18 protein-coding genes are annotated in these 18,600 nt (G+C 43.3%); 8 read left to right on the top strand and 10 right to left on the bottom strand.

Features of this window, described 5'->3' with window-relative positions; translation table 11 throughout:
- Window positions 1–48 precede the first annotated feature (48 nt).
- The 7 genes from mnmG to apf all read right to left on the bottom strand — a co-directional run bounded on the left by mnmG (window position 49) and on the right by apf (window position 8,198).
- On the bottom strand, window positions 49–1,962 hold the full coding sequence (gene mnmG, locus M1F63_RS00565) for a tRNA uridine-5-carboxymethylaminomethyl(34) synthesis enzyme MnmG (RefSeq protein WP_247940476.1): 1,914 nt from the start codon (window positions 1,960–1,962) through the stop codon (window positions 49–51).
- A gap of 8 nt (window positions 1,963–1,970) precedes the next feature.
- A complete protein-coding gene (locus M1F63_RS00560) occupies window positions 1,971–2,426 on the bottom strand; it encodes an NUDIX hydrolase (RefSeq protein ID WP_247940475.1) in 456 nt (151 codons plus the stop codon).
- Between the two features lie 140 nt (window positions 2,427–2,566).
- Complete coding sequence (gene mnmA, locus M1F63_RS00555) at window positions 2,567–3,688, bottom strand: tRNA 2-thiouridine(34) synthase MnmA (RefSeq protein WP_247940474.1); 1,122 nt, start codon at window positions 3,686–3,688, stop codon at window positions 2,567–2,569.
- Between the two features lie 161 nt (window positions 3,689–3,849).
- On the bottom strand, window positions 3,850–5,241 hold the full coding sequence (gene argH / locus M1F63_RS00550) for an argininosuccinate lyase (RefSeq protein WP_247940473.1): 1,392 nt from the start codon (window positions 5,239–5,241) through the stop codon (window positions 3,850–3,852).
- A gap of 27 nt (window positions 5,242–5,268) precedes the next feature.
- Entirely contained in the window at window positions 5,269–6,465 is a 1,197-nt protein-coding gene (locus M1F63_RS00545) for an argininosuccinate synthase (protein ID WP_000031910.1), read from the bottom strand.
- A gap of 15 nt (window positions 6,466–6,480) precedes the next feature.
- Window positions 6,481–7,287: an ABC transporter substrate-binding protein gene (locus M1F63_RS00540; protein ID WP_247940472.1), complete on the bottom strand. Its 807-nt coding sequence runs from the start codon at window positions 7,285–7,287 to the stop codon at window positions 6,481–6,483.
- A gap of 278 nt (window positions 7,288–7,565) precedes the next feature.
- Window positions 7,566–8,198, bottom strand: a complete 633-nt coding sequence (gene apf / locus M1F63_RS00535; RefSeq protein WP_247940471.1) for an aggregation-promoting factor — start codon at window positions 8,196–8,198, stop codon at window positions 7,566–7,568.
- 241 nt (window positions 8,199–8,439) lie between these two features.
- Here apf and sdaAB point away from each other — a divergent pair, with 241 nt between their 5' ends.
- From sdaAB to M1F63_RS00520, 3 genes are read left to right on the top strand one after another with little or no spacing between them, the layout of a single operon-like run.
- Window positions 8,440–9,111 carry an L-serine ammonia-lyase, iron-sulfur-dependent subunit beta gene (sdaAB, locus tag M1F63_RS00530; protein ID WP_247940470.1) on the top strand — a complete coding sequence of 224 codons (672 nt, stop codon included), beginning with the start codon at window positions 8,440–8,442 and terminating at the stop codon, window positions 9,109–9,111.
- 8 nt (window positions 9,112–9,119) lie between these two features.
- Complete coding sequence (gene sdaAA, locus M1F63_RS00525) at window positions 9,120–9,992, top strand: L-serine ammonia-lyase, iron-sulfur-dependent, subunit alpha (RefSeq protein ID WP_033584753.1); 873 nt, start codon at window positions 9,120–9,122, stop codon at window positions 9,990–9,992.
- Between the two features lie 21 nt (window positions 9,993–10,013).
- Window positions 10,014–10,643: an HAD-IA family hydrolase gene (locus tag M1F63_RS00520; protein ID WP_049550176.1), complete on the top strand. Its 630-nt coding sequence runs from the start codon at window positions 10,014–10,016 to the stop codon at window positions 10,641–10,643.
- A gap of 88 nt (window positions 10,644–10,731) precedes the next feature.
- Here the strand turns inward: M1F63_RS00520 and M1F63_RS00515 are convergent, their stop codons facing one another.
- The 3 genes from M1F63_RS00515 to M1F63_RS00505 form a co-directional block, all read right to left on the bottom strand.
- On the bottom strand, window positions 10,732–11,130 hold the full coding sequence (locus M1F63_RS00515) for a DUF805 domain-containing protein (RefSeq protein WP_000481289.1): 399 nt from the start codon (window positions 11,128–11,130) through the stop codon (window positions 10,732–10,734).
- A gap of 325 nt (window positions 11,131–11,455) precedes the next feature.
- The gene (locus M1F63_RS00510; protein ID WP_247940469.1) at window positions 11,456–13,306 is read right to left on the bottom strand and encodes a nucleoside-diphosphate sugar epimerase/dehydratase; all 1,851 of its coding nucleotides are present in this window, start codon (window positions 13,304–13,306) and stop codon (window positions 11,456–11,458) included.
- Window positions 13,307–13,381: 75 nt separating this feature from the next.
- Window positions 13,382–14,212: a glycosyltransferase gene (locus M1F63_RS00505; RefSeq protein ID WP_247920973.1), complete on the bottom strand. Its 831-nt coding sequence runs from the start codon at window positions 14,210–14,212 to the stop codon at window positions 13,382–13,384.
- 221 nt (window positions 14,213–14,433) lie between these two features.
- On the opposite strand from M1F63_RS00505, the gene M1F63_RS00500 reads away from it, so the two are divergent.
- The 5 genes from M1F63_RS00500 (at window position 14,434) to M1F63_RS00480 (ending at window position 18,589) form a co-directional block, all read left to right on the top strand.
- Window positions 14,434–15,600 carry a CynX/NimT family MFS transporter gene (locus tag M1F63_RS00500; RefSeq protein WP_247920974.1) on the top strand — a complete coding sequence of 389 codons (1,167 nt, stop codon included), beginning with the start codon at window positions 14,434–14,436 and terminating at the stop codon, window positions 15,598–15,600.
- Window positions 15,601–15,735: 135 nt separating this feature from the next.
- Entirely contained in the window at window positions 15,736–16,062 is a 327-nt protein-coding gene (locus tag M1F63_RS00495; protein ID WP_000273860.1) for a PadR family transcriptional regulator, read from the top strand.
- Complete coding sequence (locus M1F63_RS00490; protein WP_000198659.1) at window positions 16,049–16,642, top strand: DUF1700 domain-containing protein; 594 nt, start codon at window positions 16,049–16,051, stop codon at window positions 16,640–16,642. The genes M1F63_RS00495 and M1F63_RS00490 overlap by 14 nt, the downstream gene beginning before the upstream one ends.
- Complete coding sequence (locus M1F63_RS00485; protein ID WP_247940468.1) at window positions 16,635–17,564, top strand: DUF4097 family beta strand repeat-containing protein; 930 nt, start codon at window positions 16,635–16,637, stop codon at window positions 17,562–17,564. The genes M1F63_RS00490 and M1F63_RS00485 overlap by 8 nt, the downstream gene beginning before the upstream one ends.
- 62 nt (window positions 17,565–17,626) lie before the next feature.
- A complete protein-coding gene (locus tag M1F63_RS00480) occupies window positions 17,627–18,589 on the top strand; it encodes a DUF6574 domain-containing protein (RefSeq protein WP_247940467.1) in 963 nt (320 codons plus the stop codon).
- Window positions 18,590–18,600: the final 11 nt, after the last annotated feature.

The raw sequence follows: 18,600 nt of genomic DNA, 5'->3' as shown, positions 1-18,600 counted from the left end.
TTGAATACAAGTCAAAAAAAACAGCCCCGTCTTCGGAGCTGTTTTTCTCTATGCTTTTTTTTCTTGATTTTTAGAAATACTACGATTTTTACCTTCCAAATACACCATCAAAATAGAAATATCTGCTGGGTTTACTCCCGAAATACGGCTAGCTTGGCCGATGGTTTCTGGATTGATGAGTTTGAACTTCTGACGAGCTTCTGTCGCGATAGAATCAATGTCATCCCAGTCAATATTGGCTGGAATGCGTTTTTCTTCCATGCGTTTCATCTTGGCAACCTGGTCCATAGCTTTGGAAATATAGCCTTCGTACTTGATTTCTGTTTCAATCAATTCGATAATCTTGTCATCCAAGTCCTCAGCAGCTGGTCCGATGAAGGCCACCACATCTTGGTAAGAAACTTCTGGACGGCGAAGGAATTCTTTGGCTGTCACCGCATCTGTCAACGGCTTGAAGCCCATTTCCTCAACCTTAGCATTGGTTTCTTTGACTGGCTTGAGTTTGATACTGTCTAGGCGCTTCATTTCATTGTCAAATTGATTTTTCTTGATTTCAAAACGATCCCAGCGTTCATCATCAACGAGGCCAATCTCGCGCCCCATCTCTGTCAAACGCATATCAGCATTGTCATGACGGAGGATGAGACGGTATTCAGCACGACTGGTCAAGAGACGATAGGGTTCAATAGTTCCCTTGGTCACCAAGTCATCAATCATGACCCCAATATAACCGTCGCTGCGCTTCAAAATCAACTCAGGTTTGCCTTGTATTTTTAGAGCCGCATTGATACCAGCGATAATCCCTTGGCCAGCAGCTTCTTCGTAACCTGACGTTCCATTTGTCTGACCAGCAGTAAAGAGTCCTGAGATTTTCTTGGTTTCCAGAGTCGCACGCAACTGGTGTGGCAAGACCATGTCGTACTCAATGGCATAACCAGTACGCATCATTTCAGCATTTTCCAAACCTTTGATGGAATGAACCAAATCACGTTGGACATCCTCAGGTAGACTGGTTGAAAGACCCTGAACATAGACTTCCTCTGTATTGCGCCCTTCTGGCTCAAGGAAGAGTTGGTGACGTTCCTTGTCCGCAAAGCGAACAATCTTGTCCTCAATCGACGGACAGTAACGAGGTCCCACTCCCTTGACCACACCTGTAAACATAGGCGCACGATGGAGGTTATTTTGGATAATTTCATGACTGGTACCATTGGTATAGGTCAACCAGCATGGCACTTGATCCTTGACATAGTCCTCATCACGTGAAGTATATGAGAAGTGATTTGGCGCTTCGTCCCCTGGCTGAATCTCTGTCACGTCGTAATTGATAGAAGAAGCCTTGACACGTGGAGGTGTTCCTGTCTTGAAACGACCAATTTCAAGGCCCAGCTCCTTGAGGTTGTCAGCTAGGTTAATCGAAGCCAGACTGTGGTTAGGGCCAGACGAGTACTTGAGATCTCCAATGATGATTTCTCCGCGGAGGGCTGTTCCTGTGGTTACAATAACCGCTTTTGCTCCATACTCTTGATGGGTAGCTGTACGAACACCGACAACCTTGTCATCTTCCACCAAAATCTCATCAATCATGGTTTGACGAAGGGTCAGATTTTCTTGATTTTCAACTGTCTTGCGCATCTCCTTAGAGTAAAGCTCCTTGTCAGCTTGCGCACGAAGGGCACGGACAGCTGGACCTTTCCCAGTATTGAGCATCTTCATCTGGATGTAAGTCTTGTCAATGGTCTTGGCCATCTCGCCACCGAGGGCATCGACTTCACGCACGACAATCCCCTTGGCAGAACCTCCGATAGAGGGATTGCATGGCATGAAAGCCAGCATTTCAATGTTGATGGTCGCAAGCAAGACCTTACAGCCCATACGGCTAGCAGCTAGAGATGCCTCCACCCCAGCGTGCCCCGCACCGACTACAATAATATCGTATTCTTCCGTAAAATTATAAGTCATTTTCTCTCCTATTCCTCAAGATGAATGTGTCTTAGTTGGCCGTCCCAATCTGGTAGGGCTGTTTTTAAAAAGGCTGGAACTAGCTGGATATTCTGGAGTTCATCCAAGTCAATCCACTCACAAGGCTGCATTTTTTCGTCTTCCTGCATGGTCAATGGGGCATCCTCAAGCAAGTCCACCAGATAATGAAACTCGATGTTGTGCCAATAGACACCATCTTCTTCAAAACGATTTTCAACCACGAAAGCTAGCTGTCCAGCTTGAGCTTTGACACCTAGTTCTTCCTTCACTTCACGGACTACCGCGTCTTCCGTGCTTTCATTGACTTGAATCGCACCGCCGATAGTGTAATACTTGCCCTTATCTTTGGCGACTAGAAGTTTGCCATTTTGGAGAATCAAGGCTGTCGCCCGAACACCAAAAACAGTATTTCCCACTTTTGTCCGAAAGTCTGGTTGAGTCATTTTTGTCCTTTCTCTTAAACGACACAAAAACAGTCAAAACTCCAAAGAAGTGCAGGACAAAAAAGCCTGCAACATCCATGAGCTTTGACCATCATTTCTATTGCTTTTATTATTGTAGCAAATTGAGAAAATTTGTCAATCTAAATGTACTGACAAACTTGTCCATCTCGATAAGCATTATCAATCAAACCGCCACCGAGACACTCATCGCCATCATAAAAGACAACCGCCTGTCCTGGTGTGATTGCGCGTTGCGGTTCCGCAAAGATAACTTCTGCCTTATCTCCTTTGACATGTACTGTCACCTTAGAATCAGGCTGACGGTAGCGGAATTTAGCTGTACATTCTAGTGTAAATTCCTCTGGCATGTTACGAGTAAAGTGGACTTGACTGGCTTCTAGGCTTGTTGACATAAGCGAGTCATGGTAGAATCCTTGGCCTACATAGAGGATATTCTTGCTTAGGTCTTTTCCGACAACGAACCACGGTGCATTGTCACCGCCGTGTTGCCCACCGATACCGAGTCCACCACGCTGACCAATCGTATAATACATCATACCTGCATGCTCCCCCATATCGCGACCATCCACAGTCATCATGCGACCAGGCTGAGCTGGCAGGTAGTTGCTGAGAAAGTTTTTAAAGTTCTTTTCTCCGATAAAGCAAATCCCTGTCGAATCTTTCTTCTTGGCAGTCGCAAGTCCAGCTTCTTCTGCTAGTCTGCGAACTTCAGGCTTTTCCAAATGCCCCAGTGGGAACATGGTTTTTTGGAGTTGTTCTTGAGAAAGTTGGCTGAGGAAATAGGTCTGATCCTTGCCATTGTCCACGCCACGAAGCATGTGAACTGTCCCGTCCTCATCACGCGCCACTCGAGCATAATGCCCAGTCGCTACATAATCTGCACCCAAGGTCATGGCATAGTCCAAAAAGGCCTTGAACTTGATTTCCTTGTTGCACATAACATCTGGATTTGGCGTGCGCCCCGCACGGTATTCCGCTAGGAAATACTCAAAGACGCGGTCCCAGTACTCTTTTTCAAAATTAACAGAGTAGTAGGGAATGCCGATCTGGTCTGCCACCGCAGCCACATCCTTGTAATCCTCGGTCGCCGTACAGACGCCGTTTTCGTCTGTGTCATCCCAGTTCTTCATGAAGATACCGATCACATCGTAGCCCTGCTCCTTGAGCAAGAGAGCCGTCACCGACGAATCAACACCACCACTCATCCCCACAACAACACGTGTTTTAGAGTTATCACTCATGGTAAGTCTCCCATCTATTCGTTTATTCACGATTGAAGGTCGTGTGTGCTTCAACGATTGAAGGTCGCTTGAGCAGTATTCATTATAACACGCTTGGTTAGAGAAGACAAGAAAGAGGCTGATAAATCATCTCAACCTCTCTTTCTTCCTTTGCAAACGAATCAATTTTCCCCTTTAAGTTCTTTCTTCGCTTGTTCTATCTGGTATTTCACTTGCTCAAAGCCAGTTCCTCCTAAGGAATTCCGTCTCTGAACAGCAGTTTCTGGACGCAAGTAGATATAAATATCCTCTTCAATCAAGGGATGGTAGACTTGCAACTCCTTCAAATCCCAATCTTGGATATTTTTACCATGCTTGATAGAGTCTAGAACCAATTTCCCTACTATTTCATGCGCTTCTCTAAAAGGGAGGCCTTTTTCAGCCAAATAATCTGCCAGTTCGGTCGCATTCGAAAAATCATTCTCTGTAGATTGCTGCATTTTGGCCTGATTAACCTGCATGCTCGATAGCATACCTGCCAACACATCCAGAGAATTCAAAATCGTGTCTACTGTATCAAACATGCCTTCCTTGTCCTCTTGCAAATCCTTATTATAGGCCAGAGGCAAAGACTTCATGACGGTCAATAGTCCAAGCAAGTTCCCGTAAACTCGGCCTGTCTTCCCTCGAATCAATTCGGCCATATCAGGATTTTTCTTCTGGGGCATGATAGACGAACCCGTTGAAAAGCTATCAGACAAGCTAATGTACTGATACTCAAAACTGCACCAATTGATGATTTCTTCACAAAAACGGCTCATATGCATCATCAAAATGCTGGCATTTGATAGAAATTCCAAGATAAAATCACGGTCACTCACTGCGTCCAAGGAATTGGTATAGGGTTGCTGAAAGCCCAATAAATCACTCGATAATTGACGATCGATTGGAAAAGTTGTCCCCGCCAAGGCAGCCGCACCCAGGGGAGATAGGTCCGTATGCTTCAAGTTAAATGCAAAGCGCTCGCTATCCCTTTGGAACATATTGTAATAAGCCATGAGATGGTGGGCAAAACTAATCGGTTGGGCGTGCTGCAAATGGGTATAGCCTGGCATGATGGTTTCCACATGTTGTTCAGCCATATCCAGCAAAACACTGTTCAGATTCGCCAACTTATCCAAGACATGGCCAAACTGCTCCTTTAGATATAAGTGCATATCTGTTGCGACTTGGTCATTCCGAGAACGAGCCGTGTGTAGTTTCCCAGCCAGAGGACCGATTTTCTCTGTCAGCAACACTTCCATATTCATATGAATATCTTCATTTGCAATATCAAAATGAAGCTCTCCTGCCTCTAAATCTCGCAACAAAGCTTTCAGACCATCTTGGATCTGCTCTGCCTCTTCCGAGCTCAAAATGCCGGTCTGTCCTAGCATTTGAACATGAGCTAGGGAACCCATCAAATCAAATTTTGCTAGCTGGTGGTCAAAGGAAATACTCGCACCGAACTGTTCTACCCAATCTTCCACAGTGCCTTCAAATCGACCACCCCATAATTTTGTATTTTTCGACATATCCTGTCGTCCCTTTCTATCGCGTCACTACTCAACATTTTTCTGAACTTCTGAATAAACCTTAGTCGGAAGCCCCCAAAGCTTGATAAAGCCAACAGCCGCATCTTGGTCAAAGGTATCCGCACTGGTATAAGTCGCCAAATTTTCATCGTAAAGAGAATTTGGAGATTTCCGAGCCACTACCTGGGCGTTCCCCTTGTAGAGTTTAACTTTTGCAGTTCCATTGACAACTTTCTGTGTCTCCTTGATATAGGCAATCAAAGCCTGAGTTGCTGGGCTAAACCACAAGGCATTATAGATGAGATTGGACAACTCATTTTCGATAATAGGTTTGAAATGAGCCACTTCTCTCACAAGAGTCAAGTCCTCAATCTCCTTATGAGCTGCCAATAAAGTCACCGCACCTGGGCACTCATAAATCTCTCTTGACTTAATACCGACTAAACGATTTTCCACATGGTCAATACGACCGACACCGTGTTTGCCCGCAATTTCATTTAGCTTTTGAATCAAAGTAGCCACTTTCATCTTCTCTCCATTGAGGGAGATAGGCACCCCGCAACTAAACTCAATGTCAATAAATTCTGGACTGTCTGGTGCCTCTTCTGGCGAAGATGTGATTCCAAATGCTTCTTCTGGCGCTTGGTTCCAAGGGTTTTCCAAAACACCACATTCATTTGCACGTCCCCAAAGATTTTGATCGACAGAGTAAGGATTGTCAAGGTCAGCAGGAACTGGAACGCCGTTTTCTTTTGCATATTGGATTTCTTCTTCACGAGACCATTTCCACTCACGAACAGGCGCAACTACCTTTAGATTGGGATCCAAAGCTGCAATAGAGACTTCAAACCGAACTTGGTCGTTTCCCTTGCCTGTACAACCATGGGCAATTGTGGTTGCCCCCGTCTGATGAGCTATTTCAACGAGTTTTTTTGAAATAAGAGGGCGACTCAGAGCAGATACCAAGGGGTACTTTTGTTCGTAGTAGGCATGAGCCTGAAGGGCCACTAAAACATAGTCGTTAGCAAATTCTTCCTTAACATCAATGACATAAGACTCAACAGCCCCAACCTTGAGAGCTTTATCGTGGATGAACTCCAAATCTTTTCCTTCACCCACATCCATACAAACAGCGATCACATCATAGTCTTTTTTTAACCATGTAATAGCAACTGATGTATCTAATCCACCTGAATAGGCTAAAATGACTTTTTCCTTACTCATTTCTCTTCCTTCTTTCTATTTTTCGATAGAGGCTTTAAAAGCATCGTCAATCAATTTGTCCAACTCCCCAGAATCCTTCAACTTCTGGATGGTTTTGTCAACCGCCTCTTTTAATTCTTTACTGTCTTTTTTCATCGCAACAGCGTAGGAATCTTCTTTGTCATTGTCAAAATCAAACTCAGCGATGGCTAGGTCTGGATTATTCTCTACAAATCCTTTTGCCACTGGTTCCTCAAAGATAACCGCATCTAGTTGCCCTGATTTCAAATCTGTTATCAAATTTCCATTTTTAGGAAGTGAGACGAGTGAAGCATTCTGCAGGGTTTCTTTGGCCAGAGTTTCCTGGATAGAACCTTTCTGCGCTCCAACCTTTTTCTGAGCCAAATCCTTGACTGATTGGTAATTTGTTAATTCAGATTTTCTTACGATAACCTTATTTTTCGAAGTGTAGTAGGGAATTGAAAAATCGTAAACTTGACTTCTCTCTTCTGTTTTAGAAACCCCTGATATGGCAAGATCGGCCTTGCCTGAATCAAGACTAGCCAGTACATTGTCAAAACTCATTGGAGAGAACTCCACTTCTACACCTAGTTCTTTTGCGATGACTTTGGCTAGCTCAACATCTGAACCTACAATCTGATTTTTCCCATCAACCAATTTCTGGTATTCAAATGGAGCAAACTCTGGATTTAGGGCCACCACCAATTTTCCTTTAGCCTTAATGGCTTCAATACCTTGGGATTGAGTGTTACTACAAGCAAATAATAAGGGAAACATAAGCAAACCAAACATCGTCATCAACACCTTCTTCACTTTATTCATAGAAGAGCCTCCTTTTGTTTTTATACTTTATTATTGTATAAATAATACTATTCCTATTCTCGTTTGTCAAGAAAAAAACTGTATTTTATTTCATTTAAATCAAGAAAAAGCTTATTATATGATATATTTTTACATATAATAAGCTTATTTATACTATTTGAGTTTTTAAACAATTTGAAGGATTTCGTTGGAATTATACAAATAGAGCATTACTGAGAAGATTGTTACACTTTTTGTTCTAGAGAAACAAAAAAGAGCCCTAAAGGACTCTTGTATTCTTAATACCAACCGTTGTTAAGCCAGAAGTTCTTAGCAGCTGTCCATGAACCGTAACGTCCTGCAACGTAGGCATCAGCTACACGTTCTTGGTTTTCTGCTGAGTAATCACCGTTCAAGTATGAATCTGTCAATTGGTAACGTCCGATGTAACGTCCGTTTGTAGCAGTGTAGCTACCACCTGATTCTTTTTGAGCGATCCATTCTTTGGCTTCTGCTTCAGAACCACTTACAGTAGAAGTTGCTGCAGTGTTGCTTTCTGCTGCTGGGGCTGCAGGAGTTGCAGGTGCAGCTGGGGCTTCATAAGTTGTTGTTGCTGCTGGAGCTTCTTCAACTGTTTCTGTAGCTACTGGAGCTGTTTCTTCCGTTGTTGCTGCTGGAGCTACAGTAGAAGCTGTTCCTTCGATAACCAAAACTTGGTCAACATAGATAAGGTGAATATCTTTGATGTTGTTTTTTGCTGCCAATTTTTCAACAGTTGTGTTGTACTTCTCAGCGATTTCTGAAAGAGTATCACCTGATTTAACTGTGTAAGTTACAGTTTCTTGGGCAGATGCAAGTGATGGAGCAAAGAAAGCAAGCAAAGCTGCTACTCCTGCGATAGTTGTTTTGATTTTTTTAGTTGTTAATGACATATCTAAAAATTCTCCTTCCATTGGATATATCTATGATACCTTTTAAATGTTACCGTTGTTTAACGGTTTTATGTAGAAATATTACAAAAATGTTTTATATTTACCGTTTTACAGAGGTTTTTGTCACAAAAGTCCTTGTTTTATACTATCTTTAATCATTTTAAGCTTTTGATAAGGGAAATATGCGCAGAGGTCCATTCTTTGATATAATAGATATAAGAATCTTTGTAAGGGGAAACAGATGCAATCACTTCGTTTTCAATCTGTCTTTGATATTATCGGACCAGTTATGATTGGCCCATCAAGTAGCCATACTGCTGGTGCTGTTCGTATCGGGAAAATCGTCTCTTCCATCTTTGATGATACGCCGACAGAAGTCGAATTCCAATTATTTAATTCATTTGCCAAAACCTACCGTGGTCATGGAACTGACCTTGCTCTCGTCGCTGGTATATTAGGTATGGATACGGACGATCCCGACATTCCAAATAGCCTAGAGATTGCCCATAAACGTGGTATCAAGATTGTCTGGACCATTCAGAAAGACAGCAACGCTCCTCACCCTAACACCACTAAAATTACTGTGAAGAATGAACACAAGTCCATCAGTGTGACAGGAATTTCCATTGGTGGGGGAAATATCCAAGTTACGGAGCTTAACGGCTTTGCTGTCTCTCTCAACATGAATACACCGACCATCATCATCGTACATCAGGATGTTCCGGGTATGATTGCCCATGTCACAGAAGCCCTCTCTCGTTTTGATATCAACATCGCTCAGATGAATGTGACTAGAGAAAAAGCTGGAGAAAAAGCCATTATGATTATCGAAGTCGATAGTCGAAATTGCGAAGAGGCGATTGAAGAAATCCGAAAAATCCCTCATCTCCACAATGTCAATTTCTTTAAGTAGGAGGTAACATGTTTTATTCTATCAAAGAATTGGTTGAGCAAGCAGATCTAGACTTCCAAGGAAATGTCGCAGAACTCATGATTGCGACAGAATATCAACTAACCGGTCGGGAACGTGCAGAAGTTCTCCTCCTCATGGAACGCAATCTAGAAGTCATGAAAGCCTCTGTCGAGCTCGGCCTCAGTGAAAATAAATCCCGTAGTGGCTTAACGGGTGGAGACGCGGCCAAACTAGACCGCCATCTCAAAAGTGGCAAGGCCTTGTCAGACTTTACCATCCTATCAGCAGCCCGAAATGCCATTGCGGTCAATGAACACAATGCGAAGATGGGCTTGGTCTGCGCCACCCCAACCGCAGGAAGTGCCGGCTGTCTGCCAGCCGTTCTCACTGCTGCTATCCAAAAATTAGATCTTAGCCACGAAGAACAGCTGGATTTCCTCTTTGCTGCGGGTGCCTTTGGACTAGTCATCGCAAACAACGCTTCTATCTCAGGTGCTGAAGGTGGCTGCCAGGCCGAGGTTGGCTCTGCCTCTGCCATGAGTGCCGCAGCCTTGACCTTGGCTGCAGGTGGAACCCCCTATCAGGCTAGTCAAGCCATCGCCTTTGTCATTAAAAATATGCTAGGCCTCATCTGCGACCCCGTCGCAGGTTTGGTTGAAGTTCCCTGTGTTAAGCGCAATGCCATGGGAGCCAGCTTTGCCTTTATCGCAGCAGACATGGCCTTGGCAGGTATCGAGTCTAAGATCCCTGTTGACGAAGTCATCGATGCCATGTACCAAGTCGGATCAAGCCTCCCAACTGCCTTTCGTGAAACGGCCGAGGGTGGACTCGCCGCTACACCTACTGGTCGCCGCCTACAAAAAGAAATCTTTGGAGAATAAATTTATCTATTAGGAGAAACTATGCCTTCTATCTCAGCAATCTTTTTTGATCTAGACGGAACCCTGGTTGACAGTTCCATCGGGATCCACAATGCCTTTACCCATACCTTTAAAGAGCTAGGAGTTCCAAGCCCTGATGCCAAAACCATTCGTGGTTTTATGGGACCGCCCCTTGAAAGTAGTTTTGCAACATGTCTTCCCAAGGAACAAATCTCGGAAGCTGTTCAAATCTATCGTTCTTACTACAAGAAAAAAGGGATTCACGAAGCCCAACTCTTCCCCCAAATAACGGAATTACTCCAAGAACTTTCACAAAACTACCCTCTCTACATCACTACAACAAAGAATACTCCTACTGCTCATGATATGACTAAAAATCTGGGAATCCATCATTTCTTTGATGGCATTTACGGTTCTAGTCCTGAAACGCCACACAAGGCGGATGTCATCCGTTACGCCTTGCAAACGCATCAACTCCCTGCAGACCAAGTCCTCATCATTGGGGATACCAAGTTTGATATGATCGGAGCCCAAGAAACTGGTATTAAAAAGTTTGCTGTTACTTGGGGATTTGGAGAAGAGGCTGATTTACTCAGCTATCAACCTGACTGGATTGCCCGTACCATTGACGATATCATTAGCCAGCTTTAACCATACAAAAATACTCCTAACACTAGTGAACTAGGTTGAGGAGTATTTTTTTATATGTTGTTACTATCAGAAGGAATCAACTCCTTGCTTAAGCAGTAATTTGATCCTGTTCTTCAGTATCTGTATCTTCATCCTTCTTACTTGGCCAAGCAAGCATCACAATAAGGGCAATCGGTCCAACGATAGGAACCAAAGCAATGAAGATAAAGGCCCAGTGGAAACCAGCATCCCGTAAGCGACGAACAGTCACGGCGATAGAAGGCAACATGAGAATAGCCGCTAAAAAGAAGTAAAAACCGCTCATAGCTTGTAAACTACGGATTGCCTCCATGTTATATGGACGAGTTGACACTGCAGCATGATATTTCGTATAAGCAGGAAGACAGATTAATAAGTTTGTAAAATAGATCCACCAGTACTCCGAACGAGTCGAACGACCAGTAAAGTTAACATAACCCTTCCAAAAGTTCTTATAAGCATTAAACATACAATAATCTCCTTTATTTTTATTTGTATAGTTTACCATATTTTATCATAATTTACAAGGTCTATCGGGATATCGAGCCAATGAAGTATGCAAAGATTTCTATCGATCTCAACAGTTACTATTCTATAATTTTTCTCGAATTAGAAAACGCTTTATCACACTGTCGCATATCTATACATCTACCAACTGCTACGAATTTCTTTAATGAGGGAAATTTTCATGTGGTAGGTAGATACATCTCTAGTTTGCTATTCTAAAAACCAGCTTTCTGATTTCCTCAGAAAACTGGCGATAGCTGTTTCATTATGAAAGTAGATAGACCCTCTTACTCAGCATGGGTTGTTTCATTTGCAAAGGAAATGATGGCTCCTTTGAGCTCATCTCCGCTGAGTGAACGGAACTCTTCAATCTTTTGATCAATAGCTTCTAGAGGCATAACGTTTACCTTACCAACGAAAATCTTGTCCATGACTTGGTTATCAACCAATTCGGTCGAAACCAAGAGTTCTTCATAGAGTTTTTCACCCGGACGAATCCCAACTTCAACGATTGGAATTTCACTTTCTGTGTGTCCACTTAGAAGGACCATTTTCTTAGCCAAGTCATAGATCTTGACTGGTTTGCCCATATCGAGGATAAAGACTTCTCCGTCCTTGGCATAAGCGCCAGCATGGATTACTAGACGGCTAGCCTCTGGAATGGTCATAAAGTAACGTGTCATACGGAAGTCTGTTACTGTTACAGGGCCACCTTCAGCAATCTGACGTTCAAAGACAGGAATCACACTACCACGACTACCGAGAACATTCCCAAAACGAACTGCACAGTAGGTTGATTTACTACGTTGGTTAAAGCCAGTGACAATCAATTCTGCCACGCGCTTAGTCGCACCCATAACATTCGGTGGATTGACCGCCTTGTCAGTCGAAATCATAACCATCTTAGGTACTTTGGCTTCATCAACAGCCTTGGCAACATTGTAGGTACCGAGGATATTGTTCTTGAAGGCTTCTTTTGGATTGCGTTCCATCATCGGAACGTGTTTGTGGGCTGCAGCATGATAAACAATGGCTGGTTTGTACTGCTCAAACACCTGCAAGAGACGGTCATAGTCCTGAATATCTGCAATAACAGGAACATAATCAATTCCTTGGAATGTACGGATCAATTCATGATAAACGAGATAGATTGAGTTTTCGCCATGTCCAAGCAAGACGATACGCTCGGGATTGAAACGGCTAACCTGACGACAAATCTCTGAACCAATCGAACCACCTGCCCCTGTCACCAGGATGGTCTTGCCTGTAATCTCCGTACCTAGACGCGATTCGTCGAGACGAATTTCCTGACGGCCCAAAAGGTCTGTGATATCAATTTTTTGGAAACCACTACCTGGTTGATGGAGTCCTTGAACGACTGTCTCAACCTTAGGCATCTTGTAACATTTGACGCCTAGCTTATTACACATCTGCAAGATGCGTTCGTACTCTGATGGGTCAAGCGAAGGGATTGCTACGATAACACGCTCGATTTGGTGACGTTTAGCCAATTCAGGTAGATTATCATAAGAGCCCAAAACTGGGATTCCACCTAGTTTTTGTCCCTTTTTCTTTTCATCGTTATCCAAAATCCCCACTAGCTCAAGGTCGCTAGTTGGATGTTGGTAGCTGTTCATAAAGAGGGCGCCACCATCACCAGCACCGATCAAGAAGGTACGGCGATGCTCTCCATCTCCACTACCTTGCTTGCGCTTAGAATAAATCAGCTGCCAAGTGATACGAGGAAGCAAGATGAGGAAGGTACTCAACAAAATGAAGAGTACGATGAAACGGATAGAAAACAATGGAAGAAAGGCATAGCAGATTCCATAAGAAAGAACACTGCTGAGCATCACTCCGAAAAAGATTTTCATGAAATCCGTAATCTTGCTATAACGACTGATACTAGCATTTAGCCCCCAAAATGCAATCATGATTTGATAAAGGAGGAAGGCTAAAAGAGTGTAGATTACATAATCCACAGGCGCCGGATTTATAAGGCCATAAAACAAGATATAAGATACGATGATGGAAACCACCATACTCAGAATATCGAATATCCCCCAAAACACTTGTTTTTGCTGTTTATTTAAAATTTCAACCAGATCAATCACATAATCTGTTAGTTTTTTATTCATAGGAATTTACTCCCCCTTAAAAGAGTCAGATGATACTGTTGTTATGATAACCTGAATCATTCAGTCTATCGGGGCTTACTTTCTCTTTCTTAAAAGTTTGACGAAGATAAACTGACGTACAAAGCCTGGACAAAGTGCAACAATTGCCTGAATGGCTACACTTTTAGCATATTCCATGTAAGAAATTTGCCCTCGCTCAAGCATCCTTTGGCGAGCCTGACGATAGAGTTTAAGGTAACGCAAGCCACCCCGACGCTCAAACATCCCTGCACCGACACGAACCTTACACAAGATTTGATCTAGGTTCCCAGTCTTAGCACCTGCAGCAATCATATTGAGCCAAAGGAGGTCATCCTCCATGTAAAGGCCATCTTCATAGTTGCCCGCCTTGAGGACCATATCCTTCTTGAACATCACGGTCATATGGTTAAAGGCGCTTCTCATTCTCTGATAAGCCACAATGTCTGCATGCTGAGTTGGAACACGACGATAAGATACAATCTCATCTGGATTGTCAATGAACTCTGCGATATGCCCACCTAAGAGATCGAGATCTTCTTTCTCCATTAGCTGAAGCTGTTTCTCAAAACGATCCGGAACGGCTAAATCATCCGTATCCATGCGGGCAATAATGTCATACTGGCACTGTAAAACACCGTATCGAAGAGCCAAGCCTAAACCTTGGTTTTGTTCTAAGGGGCACCGTTTAATTGGAATGTCTGACTGAGCTGCCACTTCATCTAGCACCTGATAGAGTTCGGGTGTGAGCGGGCCGTCCTCAACAAGAACAAGTTCGCTCGGTTTCAAGGTCTGGTTTTGAACACTTTTGATAGCATCTCTTAAAAACGTCGGATTTTCCTTTACATAGACCGACATCAAGACGCTGATTTTTTGCTTTTCAGGCACAGTTTTTCTCCAATGTATAGATTTCCTTCCACTATTTTATCACAAATTCTCCTAGTTTCCTATTTTTATATCAAATCAAGGAAAATTCTAGTAAAGAAATCCGTCCCTTTTCACTATATTTTCACTTCCATTGATTGAACTGTCTTGGCTGTCATTACTTGACATTATAAGGAAAAAACCTTAAAATAAGCTGTTATTAAAATCATCCTATCGAGGTTTTCATGAAAAAACAATCACTCTTTTTTGTTCTAGGAATTGTCTTAATCGGAACTGTTTTACGCTCTCCCTTTACTGCTCTTCCAACCATTTTAGGAGATATCGCTCAGGGACTAGGAGTGGAGGTTAGCTCTCTTGGGATTTTAACCAGTCTCCCTCTCTTGATGTTTGCTCTTTTCTCTGCTTTTGCAAGCCGCTTGGCACAAAAAATCGGGTTGGAACACCTCTTTACTTACTGTCTCCTCCTCTTAACTGTTGGCTCTGTCATTCGGATTTTCAATCTTCCCCTTCTCTATCTAGGGACACTAATTGTGGGAGCGAGCATTGCTATTTTCAATGTTCTTCTCCCAAGTATGATTCAGGCAAATCAGCCTCAAAAGATTAGCTTCCTAACAACTCTCTATGTCACTGCCATGGGAATTTCGACAGCCATCGCTTCTTATCTTTCGGTCCCTATCACCCAAGCTAGTTCTTGGAAGGGACTTATCCTCGTTCTCAGCTTTCTCTGTCTGATCACTCTGCTAGTCTGGTTGCCAAATCATCGCCACAACCACCACCTAGAAAGCCAAAAAGAAAAGCAAGTCAAAGAGAATATTCTAAAAAGTAAAGATGTCTGGGCTATCATTATCTTTGGCGGGCTTCAGTCCTTGCTCTTTTATACAAGTATGACCTGGTTGCCAACTATGGCTGTTAGTGCTGGTATTTCTAATAGTGATGCGGCTCTTCTGGCTTCTATCTTCTCACTGATCAGCATTCCTTTTTCGATGACTGTTCCAAGTCTGACGACTCGTCTATCAGATAGTCACCGTCGAACCATGCTGGCAATTATCTCTATCGCTGGGATGACAGGAATTGCCATGCTCTTGTATCCAACCAATAATTTCCTCTACTGGTTAGTCGTCCATCTCTTGATTGGAACGGCCTGCAGCGCCCTCTTCCCCTACCTCATGGTTTGTTTTTCTCTTAAAACCAGTTCTCCTGAAAAGACGGCTCAGCTATCAGGACTAGCGCAAACAGGAGGCTACATCTTGGCGGCCTTTGGTCCTGCCTTGTTTGGTTATAGTTTTGACCTTTTCCAATCTTGGATCCCAGCTGTCCTTGCCCTTCTAGCTGTTGACATCATCATGACCGTCTCACTCTTTATGGTGGATCGGGCGGATAAAATCCTCTAAACTTCTAGTTTTTACTAGGAGTTTTTTATATGTAAAATTTTTACACATATTTCTTGACAGGGCTTTCAACTTGATATACAATATATTTGAAAAGAGTATATATAAAATTTTTATATAATATAAAGGAGGTTTCCTATGTACTTCCCAACATCCTCTGCCTTGATCGAGTTTCTCATCTTGGCTGTACTAGAGCAAGGGGATTCTTATGGTTATGAGATTAGTCAAACCATTAAACTCATCGCCAATATCAAAGAATCTACGCTCTATCCCATTCTCAAAAAATTGGAAGCCAGTGGCTTTCTGACCACCTACTCTAGAGAGTTTCAGGGGCGTATGCGCAAATACTACTCCTTGACCAATCGGGGCGTAGAGCAACTCGTTACTCTAAAGGAAGAGTGGACGCTCTATACCGACACCGTCAACGGCATCATAGAAGGGAGTATCCGCCATGACAAGAACTGACTATCTGACTCAGTTAGAAACCTATCTCAATAAACTGCCTGAAGCTGACCGCATCGAAGCAATGGACTACTTTAAGGAACTATTTGACGATGCGGGTTCAGAGGGTGAAGAGGAACTCATTGCCAGTCTGGGAACTCCAAAAGAAGCTGCCCATGATGTCCTCTCTGATCTTCTCGATAAAAAGGTCAATGAGGCACCTGCTCAAAAGAATGACCGCCAACTGCTACATATTGCCCTCTTGGCCCTGCTAGTAGCTCCTATCGGAATTCCGGTCGGAATCGGCATCCTCATGGCAATCATCGGTATTATTATCGCAGCCGTCTCCGTCATTTTAGCATTCTTTACCGTCTCTGTAACGGGTATCCTGCTAGGTGGACTTTTTATCATAGAGAGCTTTAGTGTTCTGGTCGAAGCCAAATCTGCCTTTATCTTGATTTTTGGGGCCGGTTTGCTTTCTATCGGTGCTTCTTCTCTTGTTCTACTAGGTATCTCCTATGTAGCCCGTTTCTTTGGCCTCCTAATCGTCCGCTTGGCACAATGGATTCTTAAAAAAGGAAAGAGAGGTGACAGACATGCGTAAATTGACAAAAGGATTTCTCATCTTTGGTGTGGTTTCTACAATCCTTGGTTTTATCATGATCATTGTAGGCGCCCAGTCCAATGGTATTCAAAGTTTACTTGCCATGTCAAAAGACCCCGTCTATGACAATCGTATCGAAGAAGTGACCTTTGGAAATGAAGTGGAAAAGCTTGATTTAGCCCTTGAGGAACATAGCCTAACCATCACAGAGTCTGTAGATGACAAGATCCACATCACCTATCATCCTTCCGTGTCTGGTCGTCACGATCTGACTACTGGCATGAGTGACAAAACACTGAGCGTCACTGACAAACAAGCCTCCCAACATCGCTTTCTCGGTTCAGGAATCGAAGGCCTACTTCGTATTGCCAGCAATTATTCTCACCGTTTTGACGAAGTCATTCTCTCCCTCCCCAAAGGAAGAAGGCTGCAAGCGATCACCGTCTCAGCCAATCGTGGACAAACCAATATTCGTCAAGCCAATCTTGAAAATGCGACAATCAAAACAAAAGGCTACCTCTTAAGAATAACAGAAAGCTCTATCAAGAATAGTACACTAACGACACCTCATATCATCAATATCTTTGATACCGAATTTACAGATAGCCAGGTCAAGACGGAAAGGGAACACATCTATGCTGAGAATATCAAGGTCCACGGCAAGGTTGAGCTAGAGGCCCATTCCACTCTAAACCTCATTCTCTCCCAGAAAGAGACTGACCGTATCAATCTAGATCTTTCTTCTCAGCATGGTGGTATCTATCATAAACCCAAAGAAGAACATCGTGGACAAAAAGAGAATCAACTTGCCAACCCTTATAAAACTGAAAAAGCAGATATCAAAGATTTACTCATTGCAAAAGCCAACCAGGATATCTACCTACCTAAAGAAGAGTACTCTTCTCCATCTAGAAACCATTGACAAAAACGCTTTCATCTGCTAGGCTAAAGATAGAAACGACCATAAAAAAAGGAGGTTCCACCATGACACAAGAATGGTTTGAAAGTGCCGATCTTGAGAAGAAATCACCTCAGACAAAATTGGAAAACCAGCCCAACGAGCCAGAGACTTCGGAAACTGTGGAAACTGAACCACAAGTAAGCGAAGAAACACCTGTCTCACCTAAAGAGATGGAAACGCATGAGGAGGAAGCTCCCGAAATGACTGAGGAAACCCAAACCGAGGAAGAGGGAGAAGGGAAAGCTGAAGAGGAGCACAAGCAAGAAAACCCTGCAAAAGAGAAAAGTATCCTCAGCAAGGCTTTAGAAAGCCCCTATATCCCAGATATTGACCCTCGTAAAACTGCCCGATTCAAAGAAGAAATCGCACTATTTTGGACTTGGCTGCTGGATGCTATCCAAGAACCAACTGCCAGCAAGACTACGGACCAAAAGCATCGTTACAGTGTCTTTGGCCTGCTCACTTTGCTATCCTCAATTAACCTTTTCTTTAGTATCTATCATATCAAACACCTCTACTACGGCTATATGGCGTCTATTGCCAATAGTTCTCCTAACCAGCTCCCTCCTTTAAATCTCTTTGCTGGACTCTCCATCTTGGTCGCTAGCGCTCTATTTTACTTTTCCATCATTTTGGGAGGCTTTACTGTCCGACGTGTGCTGGATCAGGAGAGCGACTTCACATTCCAAGAAGCTTGCGATCGTTACAGCCGACTCTTTGCTATCCCGCTGGTCTTAACAGCTCTAGCAAGTTTCTTTGCACTCTTTGGTGGCTTACGATTTGCTGGCATCCTCACTCTTCTAAGCATGGCCATCTTTGCCCTTGGAAATCTCTTTGTGATTAGCAAGCCAAGTAAGACCAGTAGCCTTGATCCATTTTATCGTTTCTTGCTAGCTGTCTTACTTGATGGAGCTATTCTCTTACCCTTCTTCATTGCAGAGCTCGCGCTGACAGTTGACTACCTTCGCATCTTGACCTTCTTTTAACCAAAATCCCT

Origin of the sequence: Streptococcus oralis (genome assembly GCF_023109155.1) — a bacterium.
GTDB lineage: Bacteria > Bacillota > Bacilli > Lactobacillales > Streptococcaceae > Streptococcus > Streptococcus oralis_BZ.
The sequence above is the reverse complement of the archived record's forward strand: the minus strand, read 5'-3'. Positions and strand labels throughout refer to the sequence as shown.